9 protein-coding genes are annotated in these 13,992 nt (G+C 68.5%); 7 read left to right on the forward strand and 2 right to left on the reverse strand.

All coding sequences use genetic code 11. The annotated features are described in order from the left end of the window. The first annotated feature begins 56 nt into the window (after positions 1-56). The 7 genes from VAB18032_RS14800 (at position 57) to VAB18032_RS14830 (ending at position 10,309) form a co-directional block, all read left to right on the forward strand. Positions 57-1,064, forward strand: coding sequence for an ABC transporter substrate-binding protein (locus tag VAB18032_RS14800; protein WP_198408907.1), 1,008 nt, complete (start codon positions 57-59; stop codon positions 1,062-1,064). A 187-nt stretch (positions 1,065-1,251) separates the two neighbouring features. Further along, positions 1,252-2,793, forward strand: coding sequence for a sugar ABC transporter ATP-binding protein (locus VAB18032_RS14805; protein WP_043720744.1), 1,542 nt, complete (start codon positions 1,252-1,254; stop codon positions 2,791-2,793). A 17-nt stretch (positions 2,794-2,810) separates the two neighbouring features. Then, positions 2,811-3,854, forward strand: coding sequence for an ABC transporter permease (locus tag VAB18032_RS14810; protein WP_043720749.1), 1,044 nt, complete (start codon positions 2,811-2,813; stop codon positions 3,852-3,854). Beyond that, entirely contained in the window at positions 3,851-4,840 is a 990-nt protein-coding gene (gene yjfF / locus VAB18032_RS14815; protein WP_013733670.1) for a galactofuranose ABC transporter, permease protein YjfF, read from the forward strand. The genes VAB18032_RS14810 and yjfF overlap by 4 nt, the downstream gene beginning before the upstream one ends. Positions 4,841-4,867: 27 nt before the next feature. Then, a complete protein-coding gene (gene araA, locus VAB18032_RS14820; RefSeq protein ID WP_013733671.1) occupies positions 4,868-6,370 on the forward strand; it encodes an L-arabinose isomerase in 1,503 nt (500 codons plus the stop codon). A gap of 452 nt (positions 6,371-6,822) precedes the next feature. Continuing rightward, on the forward strand, positions 6,823-8,868 hold the full coding sequence (locus VAB18032_RS14825; protein ID WP_013733672.1) for a family 43 glycosylhydrolase: 2,046 nt from the start codon (positions 6,823-6,825) through the stop codon (positions 8,866-8,868). Between the two features lie 451 nt (positions 8,869-9,319). Further along, on the forward strand, positions 9,320-10,309 hold the full coding sequence (locus VAB18032_RS14830) for a LacI family DNA-binding transcriptional regulator (RefSeq protein ID WP_193386257.1): 990 nt from the start codon (positions 9,320-9,322) through the stop codon (positions 10,307-10,309). A gap of 544 nt (positions 10,310-10,853) precedes the next feature. Here VAB18032_RS14830 and VAB18032_RS14835 read toward each other — a convergent pair. Both VAB18032_RS14835 and VAB18032_RS14840 read right to left on the reverse strand, forming a co-directional pair. After that, positions 10,854-13,595 (reverse strand): beta-L-arabinofuranosidase domain-containing protein, encoded by a 2,742-nt coding sequence (locus tag VAB18032_RS14835; protein ID WP_013733674.1) that lies wholly within the window; start codon positions 13,593-13,595, stop codon positions 10,854-10,856. 52 nt (positions 13,596-13,647) lie between these two features. Then, positions 13,648-13,944 carry a hypothetical protein gene (locus VAB18032_RS14840; RefSeq protein ID WP_013733675.1) on the reverse strand — a complete coding sequence of 99 codons (297 nt, stop codon included), beginning with the start codon at positions 13,942-13,944 and terminating at the stop codon, positions 13,648-13,650. Positions 13,945-13,992 lie beyond the last annotated feature (48 nt).

Here is a 13,992-nt window from a genome sequence, read left to right on the forward strand (position 1 = left end):
ATGCCGCCGGTCTCGGCCGACGGCGTGGAACCCGCACCCCCACCCGAGGAGATCCGATGAGAAACATGCGAATGTCCCTCGCGCCTCGGCGCGCCGTCGCGGCGCTCGCCGCCGTGCTTCTGGCCGGCGGCATGGCAGCCTGCGGCAACAGTGACACCGGAACCGACGAAGGAGGAAGCGGCGACGGCAAGATCGTCATGGGCTTCTCCCAGGTCGGTGCGGAGAGCGGCTGGCGGACGGCCAACACCAACTCCATCAAGGAGGCGGCTGCCGAGGCGGGCATCGAGCTGAAGTTCGACGACGCCCAGCAGAAGCAGGAGAACCAGATCAAGGCCATCCGCAACTACATCCAGCAGAAGGTCGACGTGATCGCCTTCTCGCCGGTCGTGGAGTCGGGCTGGGACACCGTGCTCAAGGAGGCCAAGGACGCCGGCATCCCGGTCATCCTGACCGACCGCGCCGTGGACTCGGCCGACAAGTCGCTGTACAAGACGTTCCTCGGCTCGGACTTCGTCAAGGAAGGCCGGCTGTCGGGCGAGTGGCTGGTCGAGCAGATGAAGAGCGCGACCGGCGACGTGAACATCGTCGAGCTGCAGGGCACCACCGGCTCGGCCCCGGCCAACGACCGCAAGAAGGGCTTCGGCGAGGCGATCGCCGCCGACCCCAAGTTGAAGGTCATCGCCTCCCAGTCGGGTGACTTCACCCGTGCCGGTGGCAAGCAGGTCATGGAGCAGTTCCTCAAGGCCCACCCGAAGATCGACGTGCTCTTCGCGCACAACGACGACATGGGTCTGGGTGCTCTCGAAGCCATCACCGCGGCGGGCAAGGAGCCCGGCAAGGACATCATCATCATCACCATCGACGCGGTGAAGGATGGCATGCAGGCCCTGGCCGACGGCAAGTTCAACTTCATCGCGGAGTGCAGCCCGCTGCTCGGCCCACAGCTGATGGAGCTGGCCAAGAAGGTGCACGCCGGTGAAGAGGTGCCGCCGCGGATCGAGACCGAGGAGACCACCTTCACCCAGGAGCAGGCCAAGGAGGCTCTGCCCAACCGTAAGTACTGATCGATGCCCGGGGTCGCCACACTGATCGTGGCGGCCCCGCCGCGTCGCCCACTTCCCCGACGGACCGGGCGGCCCGACACCTCCGGTGCCCACGTCCGCCCGATCGACCCCCGGGTCGGTCGGGCGGACGTCACGGGACGGCCGTATTCCCCCGAACAGAATCGAACCCAGAAGAAGGCCTGATGGGATGACGGATAGCCGTCCGGTCCTGACGATGACCGGGATCAGTAAGTCCTTTCCTGGAGTGCGCGCACTCCACAACGTCGACTTCCGGCTCTTTCCCGGCGAGGTGCACGCCCTCATGGGCGAGAACGGCGCCGGCAAGTCGACCCTGATCAAGGTGTTGACCGGGGTCTACGGCATCGACGAGGGCACCATCACGCTGGGCGACGAGCAGGTGGCCTTCTCCGGCCCGATGCAGGCGTCCGCCGCCGGCGTGAGCACGGTCTACCAGGAGGTCAACCTCTGCCCCAACCTCTCCGTGGCGGAGAACATCTTCATCGGCCGGGAGCCCCGACTCTTCGGTGCCGTCCGCTGGGGTGAGGTACGCCGTCGCGCCCGCAAGCTGCTGACCCGTCTCGACCTCGACATCGACGTCACCGCGCCGGTGGCCAGCTACTCCCTGGCGGTGCAGCAGATGGTCGCCATCGCCCGCGCGATCGACGTGCAGGCGCGGGTACTGATCCTCGACGAGCCGACCTCCAGTCTGGACGCCGGTGAGGTGGCGCAGCTGTTCCGCGTCATGCGCCAGTTGCGCGACGAGGGAATCGCGATCCTCTTCGTGACCCACTTCCTCGACCAGGTCTACGGCATCGCCGACCGGATCACCGTGCTGCGCAACGGCACCCTGGTCGGTGAGTACCCGATCGCGGAGCTGCCGCAGCTCGCCCTGGTCGAGAAGATGATCGGCAAGGAACTCGACGTCCTGGAACGGCTGGAGGAGCAGCCCCGGCGGGAGCTCGCGGCCCTGGAGGGCGGCACCCCGTTCGTGGCGGTCTCCGAGCTGGGTCGCAAGGGCGCGATCGCCCCGTTCAGCCTGACCATCCACGCCGGCGAGGTGGTCGGCCTGGCCGGCCTGCTCGGCTCGGGGCGTACCGAGGCGGCGCGGTTGTTCTTCGGCGCGGACCGCGCCGATCGGGGCGAGGTCGCGGTGAACGGCAAACCGACAAGCCTGCGCAACCCGGTCCAGGCCATCGAGTACGGCATCGGGTTCTGTTCGGAGAACCGCCGCGCGGAGGGGATCATCCCCGACCTGTCCGTCCGGGAGAACATGATCCTGGCGATGCAGGCGGCCCGGGGCTGGCTCCGCCCGATCCCACGCCGACGCCAGGACGAGCTGGTCGAGCAGTACATCAAGGCGCTGAGCATCCGACCCGCCAACCCGGACGTGCCGGTGCGTAACCTGTCCGGCGGCAACCAGCAGAAGGTGCTGCTGGCCCGCTGGCTGATCACCGAGCCTCGCCTGCTCATCCTGGACGAGCCGACCCGCGGCATCGACATCGGCGCCAAGGCCGAGATCCAGAAGCTCGTCGTGCAGCTGTCCGACGGCGGCATGGCCGTGCTGTTCATCTCCGCCGAGCTGGAGGAGGTGCTGCGGCTCAGCCACAAGGTTGCGGTGATGCGCGACCGGGAGATGGTGGCGCAGCTCGACAACGACGACACTGTGGACGCCGAGCGCGTGATGCAGACCATCGCCAGCGGATCGACGAGGAAGGAGGCGAGCCAGTGAACGAGCGTCTCAGGTCGATGGCGAGCCACCGGCTGTTCTGGCCGGTGGCGGTCCTCGTGGTGATGCTGGCGGTGAACACGATCTACCGTCCCGGCTTCCTGGCCGTCGAGGTGAACAACGGGCATCTCTACGGCACCCCGATCGACATCCTCCGGTTGAGCGCCCCGCTGATCCTGGTCGGGCTGGGCATGACCCTGGTCATCTCCACCGGCGGTATCGATTTGTCGGTCGGTTCGATCTGCGCCATCAGCGGCGCCATCGCCTGTCTGCACATCAGTCAGGCACCGGACCAGAACAGCCTGGTCACCGTCTTCACCGCGTTGGCCATGGCGCTCGGCGCCGCACTCGTGCTCGGCGCGTGGAACGGTGTGCTCGTCTCCGTGATCGGCATCCAGCCGATCATCGCCACGCTGATCCTCATGGTGGCGGGCCGGGGCCTGGCCCAGCTGGTCACCGAGGGACAGATCATCACCATCAACTCGGGGCCGTACCGGGCGATCGGGCTGGGGCACCTGCTGACCCTGCCGCTGGCGATCTTCATCGCGCTGGGCGCGGCCCTGCTCGTCGCGGCGCTGACCCGCCGTACCGCCCTCGGCATGATCATCGAGTCGGTGGGTGGCAACCGCGAGGCCAGCCGGCTGGCCGGCATCCGGTCGGCCCGGATGGTCTTCCTCGTCTACGTGGTCAGCGCGGCATGTGCGGCCGTCGCCGGCTTCATGATGACCGCCAACGTCTCCAGCGCCGACGGCAACAACGCCGGCCTCTGGGTCGAGCTGGACGCGATCCTCGCGGTCGTCATCGGCGGCACGTCGCTGGCCGGTGGCCGGTTCTATCTCAGCGGCACCATCCTCGGCGCGCTGATCATCCAGACCCTCACCACGACGGTGTACGCCATGAACATCTCCCCCCAGACGGCCCTGCTGTTCAAGGCGGTGGTCGTCATCGCGGTCTGCCTCATCCAGGCACCGGAGTTCCGGGCCAAGCTCGGTCGGCGCAGGCGCGGTGGACCGGCCTCGCCGACCTCGACCCCGCAGCCGCAGAAGGAAGAGGTGACGGCGTGACCACGACCTCGCTGACCACCGGCCCGCGGTGGGCCCGACTGCCCCGGCGTCACGTGCCGGTGCTTGTCACCCTCGCCCTGCTGCTGGTCATGTACGGCATCGGCGTGTCCCAGTACCGCGCCTTCTCCAACATCCAGGTCATCTTCAACGTCTTCATCGACAACGGCTTCCTGCTCGTGGTCGCGGTCGGGATGACCTTCGTGATCCTCACCGGCGGCATCGACCTGTCGGTCGGCTCGGTGGTCGCGATGACGGCGATGGTCTCGGCCTGGTTGCTCGAATCCGGTCTGCCGGCGTTGCCGGTGCTGATCATCGCGCTGCTCATCGGGCCGACCCTCGGCTTCCTGATGGGCTGTGCGATCCACTTCTTCGACATCCAGCCGTTCATCGTGACACTCGCCGGGATGTTCTTCGCCCGGGGCATGTGCACGTTCATCAGTGACTCGTCGATCCGGATCACCGACGGCTTCTGGACCACGATGGCGCAGTACCGGATCGGTGATCCCCGCGGCAACTTCGTCTCGGTCAGCGTCCTGATCGCCTTCGCGGTCGTGCTGATCGCCGCGTACGTGCTGGCGTACACCCGCTTGGGGCGCAACGTGTACGCGATCGGCGGCAACCCGCAGTCGGCGCTGTTGATGGGCCTGCCGGTGGGCCGTACCCGGATCGCGGTCTACACGATCAGCGGGCTCTGCTCGGCGATCGGCGGGATCCTGCTGTCGTTCTACACCCTGTCCGGCGCGCCGCTGATCGCGGTGGGCATGGAACTCGACGTGATCGCGGCGGTGGTGATCGGTGGCACCGTCCTGACCGGTGGATCGGGCTACGTGTTCGGCACGGTGCTCGGTGTGCTGGTGCTCGGCGTGATCCAGACTCTGATCACCTTCGACGGCAGCCTCAACTCCTGGTGGACCAAGATCGTGATCGGAGGCCTGCTCTTCGCGTTCATCCTGTTCCAGCGCCTCATCGGCATCCGCTACAAGTGACCGCCCCTCTCGCGGAAGGCAACTCCCATGGCAGCACAACCTGAACCCGAGGTCTGGTTCCTCACCGGAAGCCAGGCGATGTACGGCGAGGACACCCTCCGGCAGGTGGCCGAGCAGTCCCGTCAGATCGCCGCCCTGCTCGACGACTCGCCGCACATCCCCGCCCGGGTGGTCTGGAAGCCGGTCCTGACCACAAGCGCCGACATCCTGAAGGTCTGTCAGGACGCCAGCGTGCACGGGGCGGTCGGGGTCATCGCCTGGATGCACACCTTCTCGCCGGCGAAGATGTGGATCACCGGCTTGGACGCGCTGCGTACGCCGCTGCTGCACCTGCACACGCAGGCAAACGTTCAGCTGCCATGGCACGAGATCGACATGGACTTCATGAACCTCAACCAGGCCGCCCACGGCGACCGGGAGTTCGGGTTCATCCAGACCCGCCTGGGGGTGGCCCGCAAGACGGTCGCCGGGCACGTCACCGACCCGCGGGTGGTCTCCCGCGTCGGCGCCTGGACCCGGGCCGCGATCGGCTGGTCGGCGATGCGCTCGCTGCGCCTGGCCCGCTTCGGCGACAACATGCGCGACGTCGCGGTGACCGAGGGCGACAAGGTGGAGGCGGAGCTGCGCTTCGGCGTCTCGGTCAACACCTACGGCGTCAACGACCTGGTCACGGCCGTCGACGAGGTCGCCGAGGCGCAGATCGACGACCTGGTCAAGGAGTACGACGACACGTTCCGGGTCGCCGCCGAGCTGCGTCCCGGCGGTGACCGGCACGACTCGCTGCGCTACGCCGCCCGCATCGAGCTCGGTCTGCGTACCTTCCTGGACGCCGGTGGCTTCCGCGCCTTCACCACGAACTTCGAGGACCTCGGCGGACTGCGGCAACTGCCCGGCATCGCGGTGCAGCGGCTGATGGCCGACGGGTACGGCTTCGGCGGCGAGGGCGACTGGAAGACCTCGGTGCTGGTGCACACCGTCAAGGCGATGGCGGTCGGGGCCGAGGGCGGCACCTCCTTCATGGAGGACTACACCTACGACCTCACGCCGGGCCAGGAGCTGATCCTCGGCGCGCACATGCTGGAGGTGTGCCCGACGATCGCCTCAGGCGTGCCGAACGTCGAGATCCACCCGCTGAGCATCGGTGGCCGGGAGGACCCGGTCCGGCTGGTCTTCGACGCCGCACCCGGCCCGGCGGTGGTGCTCGGCCTGGCCGACATGGGGGAGCGGTTCCGGCTGGTCGCCAACGAGGTCGACGTGGTGGCGCCGCCGCAGCCGCTGCCCAAGCTCCCGGTGGCCCGGGCCGTCTGGCAGCCCCGCCCGAGCCTGGCCGGCTCTGCCGAGGCGTGGATCACCGCGGGCGCGCCGCACCACACCGTGCTGTCCCAGGGCGTCGGGGTGGAGGAGCTGCACGATCTGGCCGAGATGGCCCGTACCGAACTGGTCGTCATCGACGCGGACACCGAGCCGCGCCGCTTCGCCAACGAACTGCGCTGGAACCAGGCGTACTACCGGCTCGCCCGGGGCTTCTGAGCACGACCCTCTCGGCGTGACGGGCGCGCCCCCGTCACGCCGAGACGGCAGCGCGCGCTTTCGCGGCTGCCTCGCCCCGGCCGACCCGCCACCCACCGGCCGGGGCACCACCCTGCCGGTGGCGGGTCCTCGCCTTCGCCTCCGCCGCCCGATCGCGCGGCGGATGTTACGTCTTGACTAACGTCGTGTTATCGCTCACAGTCGATAGTGAAGACGGACGATATCTGTGGCTGTCCGGGCCGCTTCGCGTCTCTCCCAGTAAATGATCTCTTGTCGTCCTTTGGGCACGGGATGGCATGTTAGCGATCACATGACTGGTCTGAGATCACCACGACGCTCGCCGCAGTGGAGACCGTCCCGCTCAGATGGCTCGTCATTGCTGAAGGAGGATCATGGTTGCCATTGGCGAGGTCTCAGGACCCGCGCCGCGTAGGCGTGGGTGGTGGTCGCGGATGTGGGCCGCGGTGGCGGCGGCGGTGATGGTCGGCGGCACGCTGGTGGCGGTGGCCGCAACGCCGGCCTCGGCCGCGACGGTCGACACCAACGCGTGGTACGTGCTGGTCAACCGCAACAGCGGCAAGGCGCTCGACGTGTACAACCTGGCGACCAACGACGGCGCGCGGATCACCCAGTGGTCGCGTAACGACGGGAACCAGCAGCAGTGGCAGTTCGTCGACTCCGGCGGTGGCTACTACCGGCTCAAGTCGCGGCTGTCGGGCAAGGTGCTCGACGTCTACAACTTCTCCACCGCCAACGGTGCCTCGATCGTGCAGTGGTCCGACCACAACGGGACCAACCAGCAGTTCCGGTTGGCCGACTCGGCCGGTGGCTACGTACGGCTGATCAACCGGAACTCGAACCGGGTGATGGAGGTGCAGAACGCCTCGACCGCCGACGGCGGCAACATCGTCCAGTACGACGACTGGAACGGTGCCAACCAGCAGTGGCAGCTGGTCCGGGTCGGCGACGGGCCCACCCCCGGGCCGACGACCCCGCCGCCCACCGGTGGCAACTTCACCAACCCGGTGGTCTGGCAGGACTTCGCCGACGTCGAGGTGATCCGGGTCGGCGACGTCTACTACATGACGGCCTCGACGATGCACTACTCGCCCGGCGCGCCGATCCTGCGCTCCTGGGACCTGGTGAACTGGGAGTTCGCCGGGCACTCCGTGCCCCGACTGGACTTCGGCACCAAGTACGACCTGCCCCCCGGGCAACAGGCGTACGTGGAGGGCATCTGGGCGTCGACCCTGAGCTACCGGCCGAGCAACCAGACGTACTACTGGGCCGGGTGCATCAACTTCGCCCAGACCCACATCTACACCGCCAAGGCCGTCGACGGCACCTGGACCCGGCACGCCACCCTGCCCTGCTACTACGACGCCGGCATGCTCATCGACGACAACGACACGATGTACGTCGCGTACGGCAACGGCACGATCAGCGTCGCGCAGCTCTCCGCCGACGGGCGCAGCCAGGTACGGGCCCAGCAGGTCTACCAGACTCCGTCGAGCATCGGCACCCTGGAAGGGGCACGGTTCTACAAGCGCAACGGCGCCTACTACATCTGGCTGACCCGCCCCGCCAACGGCCAGTACGTGCTGAAGTCCACGAACGGACCCTTCGGCCCGTACGAGCAGCGGCAGGTGCTGCTCAACATGCAGGGTCCGATCTCCGGCGGTGGCGTACCCCACCAGGGCGGCCTGGTGCAGACCCCGAACGGCGCCTGGTACTACATGGCCTTCACCGACGCGTACCCGGGCGGGCGGGTGCCGACCCTGGCCCCGATCACCTGGACCGCCGACGGCTGGCCGCAGGTGCAGACGGTCAACGGCGCCTGGGGCGTGAACTACCCCAACCCGCTGCCGCTGCGTCCGGTCAAGCCGCTCACCGGCGTGGACACCTTCGCCGGCACCACCCTCGGCCCGCAGTGGGAGTGGAACCACAACCCGGACAACAGCCGCTGGTCGGTGAACAACGGCCTGCGTCTGCAGACCGCCTCGGTCACCAACGACCTCTACCAGGCCCGGAACACGGTCACCCACCGCATCCAGGGGCCGACCTCCACGGCGACCGTCGAGCTGGACTACTCGACGATGCGCGACGGCGACCGGACCGGTCTGGCCATGCTGCGCGACGTCTCGGCCTGGATCGGGGTACGGCGTGACAACGGGCAGACCCGGGTGGTCATGACCAACGGGCTGAACATGAACAGCAACTGGGACACCACCAGCACCGGCAGCGAGATCGCCAGCGCGGCGGTGTCCGGCGGGCGGATCTGGCTGCGGGCCAACGCCGACATCAGGCCCGGCTCCGGCCGGCAGGCCCGCTTCTCGTACAGCACCGACGGGGTCAACTTCGTCTCGTTGGGCAATGCCCTGACCCTCAACAACAACTGGACATTCTTCATGGGGTACCGGTTCGCCATCTTCAACCACGCCACCCAGGCACTGGGCGGCGCGGTGACCGTGCGACGCTTCGAGCTGGCGACGCCCTGACCTCGATCGTCAGGCGGCTCTCGAAGTGGGTCCGGCGTTCTCCTCCGGCAACGCCGACCACCGGGAACGAGGTCACCAGCCACCGGTGACCGGCGGGTGGCGCCCAGGCATGGGCGCCACCCGCACCACGCGCCGATCCGCAATTTCGCGGAATCGCGGCCCCGTGATCGCCGCGTGGCGAAAAGCGCGGAGCAGCGACTTCGAATCACCCTTTAGCCGATCGGTGCGGTCGGAAAGACGGACATCCGTCAATCCGTGACTGGCCTGTCGGCGTATGACGTCGTCGCTGTCGTAGACTGTGCGTGATCTAGCGAAAAGCCACCCCGGCTGGCACGGGCCGGCGTGGGCGTCGCGAGAGGGATCGTGAATCTGAGCCGCTCCGGTCAGTGTCGACGGGTCGCGGCGACCCACGGGCATGCGGGAGTGTGAGATGGCCGTACGCGATCCTGCGATGACGGACGTGGCTCGCCTCGCTGGCGTCTCCCACCAGACGGTTTCGCGAGTGCTCAACGGCCACCCGAACGTGCGGGAACAGACCCGGCTGCGGGTCCAGGCGGCAATAGCCGAGCTGGGCTACCGGCCGAACCGGGCGGCGCGTGCGCTGGTCACCGGTCGCTCTCAGGTGATCGGCGTGGTCGCGCAGAACACCACCCTCTACGGGCCGGCGTCACTGCTGGCCGCCTTGGAACAGACCGCCGCGGAGTCCGGCTTCGCGGTCAGTGTGGGCAGCGTCCGCGACCTCGATCACCGGTCCATCTCGGCGGTCGTCGAACGGCACCTGGCCCACCGGGTCGCCGGCATCGTGGTGATCGCACCGGTGGAGTCGGCCGGTGAGGCGCTGGAGCGGCTGCCCAACGACGTACCGTTGGTCACCGTCGACGGTGATCCGCGCCGACCGATGCCGCTGGTGACTGTCGACCAGGCAGCCGGTGCCCGAGCCGCGACCCAGCATCTGCTCGACGCCGGGCACCGTACGGTCTGGCACGTCTCCGGGCCGTCCGACTGGTTCGACAGCGCGGGCCGCATCGAGGGCTGGCGGAGCGCCCTGCTCTCGGCGGGCGTCGAGATCCCGCCGCTGGTGCCGGCGGACTGGTCGGCGGCGGCCGGCTACCGGTGCGGGCAGATGCTCGCCCGGATGCCCGACGTGACAGCGGTCTTCACCGCCAACGACCATCTCGCGCTCGGGGTGCTGCGCGCCCTGCACGAGCACGGCCGACGGGTGCCGGACGACATAAGCGTGGTCGGCTTCGACGACGTGCCGGAAGCGGCCTACTTCATCCCACCGCTGACCACCGTCCGACCGGACTTCGTCGCGGTGGCGCGGGCCAGCCTGGAGATGCTGCTGGCGCAGATCGAGACCGACAGCGGCGGTGCCCTCCGCGAAACCATCGCCCCCTCCCTCGTATCCCGCCAATCCGTAGGCCCCCCACCCCACCGCTAACCCGACCCCTGCCCCCGCTCAAAGTGGTGATCAAGAGGTTTCGGTCAGAATCAGCTCGACACCCGACCAAAACCTCTTGATCACCCACCCCGCCGCGCCCCCGGCTCAACCCGACCCCGGCCGGTCTGGTCGGGTCGGTCCGCCTCGCCGCCCGCAACGGTGATCAAGAGGTTCTGGTCGGGGAGCGCGTGGAATCAGACCGAAACGTCTTGATCAACGGGGTGGGGCGGGTGGGGGAGTGTGGGGTTGGCTGGGGTGGTGTCGGCCCGGACAGGTCTCGGTCGGCGGGTGGCGGGAGTGGTTGCGTCCCGCAGCGCCCTGGCAGACGGTGACCTCGAAAAGGAGTGTGCCCTTACTCCTGGGCAGAAGTTAGCATGTTATCGATAACACCATCAAGAGTGTCGATGGATTGACGACTGCGGGGTCGTGCCTGCTGAGGGACCGGTTGCCGAAGACGCGTGTGCGGCCCGAGCGGAGGCCCGGGCCGCACGCGGGCTATGCGATCAGCGTCGGCCGTCAGCGATCAGCCGATCAGCGGTGGTGGTCAGATGAAGCGCCAGCGGTGGTCGTTGGCGCCGTTGTCGTCCCAGATGACGATCTGGGTGCCCTGGCTCGACGAGGCGCCGAGTACGCCGAGCACCCGTCCGCCGTTGGCCGACTGGATCCGGAAGTAGCCGCCTCCGCCGTACCGCAGCCGCCACCGGTGGGCGGCCGAGCCGTTGTCGGTCCACTGGACCACCCGGGCGCCGGCGGCGCTGCTGCCGTTCTCCACGCCGAGCACCTTGCCGCTGTTGGAGTTGCGCAGCCGCAGGTAGCCGCCGCTGTCCACGATCGCGGTCCAGAGGTGGTCGGCGGTGCCGGTGTCACCCCACTGGATCACCAGGCCGCCGTCGGCGGTGGACATGTTCTGCACACCGAGGACCAGGCCGGTGGCCAGGTTCTGGATCCGGCGGGCACCGTTGGGGACGAATCGCCACTGGTTGTCCGGCGTACCGTTGTCCGGGTCCTGGACCACCCGCGCGCCCTGCGCGGTCGAGCCGCTCAGGACGGCCAGCAGCTTGCCGCTGTTGCCGTTGCGGATCTTGTGTGAGCCGTCGCCGGCGTCCACGATCGTCCAGCGGTGGTCGGCGGTGCCGGTGTCCGACCATTGCAGGACCTGCGCGTTGTCGGCGGTGGACATGTTCTGCACGCCGAGCACCTTGCCGCTGTTGGCGTTGCGGAACCGCACCACGCTGCCGTCGACGATCAGCTGCCAGTCGTGGTCGGCGGTGCCGTTGTCGGCCCACTGCAACGCCGGTGCGCCGTCGGCGGTGGACATGTTCTCGATCCCGAGCACCAGCCCGCTGGCGGCGTTGACCAGCCGGAACGTGGCCTGCGCCGGGCCGGAGGAGCCGCCGCTGCTCCAGTAGACGGTGTAGTTGTGCCCGTGCGCGTCGTAGAACGGGAGCAGGTTGACCTGCGTGTTGTTGGCGGTGGCGGTGAAGGTGAGCGCCGTGCTGCTGGTGCGGGTGACCGAGGCGGTGGCCAGTGCGGGCAGCGCCGACAGGGCGGTGTTGCCGTAGTTGCCGGAGAGCACCGCCGGGCCGTAGGTGAGCGCGACCACGCTCGGGTTGTCGTTCGTCGGCTCCACGACGACCCGCATCGGCAGCCGTACGGTCACCGTGTCGCCGGAGGTCCAGGTGCGGGTGAGAGAGGCGTACGTGCCGGGCGTGGTGGCGATGTTCTGCACGGTGCCGTTGACGCTGACGGTGGCGTCCTGTGTCCAGGCGGGGATGCGGATGCGCATCGTCCACGAGCCGCCCACGGTGCCGGTGACGGTGAGCGTGCTGGTGTCGCTGGCCGGGTAGCTGGTCGACTGGGTGACGGTGATGCCGCGCTGCGACCAGTTCAGCACCGATGGCATGAACAGGTTCACCGTCAGCGTGCTGCCGTTGTGGAAGTAGATCGAGTCCATCAGGGTGGTGTTGTTCTCCAGGCCGGTGCCCTGACAGCACCAGAAGGAGTTGTAGTCCGTACTCCAGGTGCCGCCACCCCAGGCCGGTCCCACGCCGCGCCGTCCGCCCGGTTGCAGCGGGGTGAAGTAGGTGATGTGGCCGTGGTTGTCGGCCGGGTTCTGTGCGCCGATCAGATGGTTGAGCAGGGCGCGCTCGTAGAAGTCGAAGTACGCGACCCGGTTCGGGTCGAGCAGCCACAGCTCGCGGGTCAGCTTGAGCATGTTGTACGTGTTGCAGTGCTCGCAGGTGTCGTTGCGCAGGTACCCGGAGATGGCGTTCGGGGCCCGGAAGTGTTCGGCCTGGCTGTTGCCGCCGATGGCGTACGTGCGGGTGTTGACGGTCAGGTTCCAGGCGTTGCTGGCGATGTCGCGGTACCGGGTGGTGCCGGTGGCTTTGAACTCGCGGGCCGCGCCGATCCACTTGGGGATCTGGGTGTTGGCGTGCAGCCCGTTGAGCTGGTCCTGATTCGCCGCGAGGGGGTTGAACACGGCCGCGTGGTCGAAGCGCTGGGCGACGGTCAGCCAGCGGGCGTCACCGGTCTGCTGGTACAGGTCGGTCAGCACCGCGTTCATGCCGCCGAACTCGGTGCCGAGCATGGCCTGCATCTGTGCGGAGCTGAGCCGGCCGGTACGCCAGTCGACCCACCCGGCCAACGCCAGCAGCACGTCTCGGGCCTGGTTGTTGCCGATGTGCCGCCACACGTCGAGCAGGCCGACGAGGGTCTTGTGGATGGTGTAGTACGGCACGTTGCCGTTGTTGAGGGTACGGGCCTCCACGGCGGTGAAGTCCGACTCGGGGTAGCCGCAGAGGTAGCCGGGGTTGAAGCCGGCGGCGGCGTTGTTGGCCTGACACTTCGCCAGCTCGGCCACCATGTAGTTGGCCTTGTCCCGGCAGGTGGTGTCGCCGAGCACGGCCCACATGTGCGACCAGGCGGTCAGGAAGTGCCCCTGGGAGTGGGTGCGGAACGGGAAGGTGGGTGCCTCCCAACCGCCGAGCGCCGCGGCCCCGGCGGTGGACAGCCGGTGGTTGGCGCGGAAGTTGTAGAGCAGCCGGTTGACGTCGACGAAGCGCAGGTAGTTCAGGGTGCGGTTCTGGTTGTCCAGCCAGCGGCTGGCGGTCAGTCGCACCTGACCCATGTCGAAGGCGTACGCGGCGACACCGAGATCGGGTCGCACCGGCGGGATCGCCGCGCTGGCGGTGCCGCCACGCAGGACGGGACCGACGGCGGTGGCGAGGGCAGCCGCGCCGGCGGCCTGAAGTATGTGTCGACGGTTGAGGGACGGGTAGGGCATCGCGGCCTCCCTGGTTGCGGGTGAGCAGTGGTGGTAGCGGCCGGGTGGACCGTTACGAGGTGACCCGGAATAGGTGGTGAAGCTGTTCGGCGCGTCGGTGCTTGATCGAGCGGCGTGGATGTTCCCGTTGGCGGGGTTCTTTCGGCGACCAGTTCAGACCGTCCCGGCTGACCGCGAGGTGCAGGCCGTAGTTGGCCGCCGACTGGTTCGGCGACTCGGTGAAGTGGGTCTTGAGGTACGCGGTGTGCGTGGCCGCCGAGGCGACCCGTGGACTGACCGCCAGGCCGGTCACGGTGAGTCCGGCGCTGGCTATCGCGCCCGGGGTGAATGCTCGTCGGCGCAACGCCATGGGGGTGGACCTTTCTGGTGGTGGACGGGGGTGTGACTCCGGTACGCC

Origin of the sequence: Micromonospora maris AB-18-032, from assembly GCF_000204155.1 — a bacterium.
Lineage (GTDB): Bacteria > Actinomycetota > Actinomycetes > Mycobacteriales > Micromonosporaceae > Micromonospora > Micromonospora gifhornensis.

Excerpts from the sequence above, each read along its gene's own strand:
- VAB18032_RS14825 (WP_013733672.1), top strand. The coding sequence starts at position 6,823 with ATGTGGGCCGCGGTGGCGGCGGCGGTGATGGTCGGCGGCACGCTGGTG.
- VAB18032_RS14810 (WP_043720749.1), top strand. The coding sequence starts at position 2,811 with ATGGCGAGCCACCGGCTGTTCTGGCCGGTGGCGGTCCTCGTGGTGATG.
- VAB18032_RS14805 (WP_043720744.1), top strand. The coding sequence starts at position 1,252 with ATGACGGATAGCCGTCCGGTCCTGACGATGACCGGGATCAGTAAGTCC.
- VAB18032_RS14830 (WP_193386257.1), top strand. The coding sequence starts at position 9,320 with ATGACGGACGTGGCTCGCCTCGCTGGCGTCTCCCACCAGACGGTTTCG.
- araA (WP_013733671.1), top strand. The coding sequence starts at position 4,868 with ATGGCAGCACAACCTGAACCCGAGGTCTGGTTCCTCACCGGAAGCCAG.
- VAB18032_RS14800 (WP_198408907.1), top strand. The coding sequence starts at position 57 with ATGAGAAACATGCGAATGTCCCTCGCGCCTCGGCGCGCCGTCGCGGCG.
- VAB18032_RS14835 (WP_013733674.1), bottom strand. The coding sequence starts at position 13,595 with ATGCCCTACCCGTCCCTCAACCGTCGACACATACTTCAGGCCGCCGGC.
- VAB18032_RS14840 (WP_013733675.1), bottom strand. The coding sequence starts at position 13,944 with ATGGCGTTGCGCCGACGAGCATTCACCCCGGGCGCGATAGCCAGCGCC.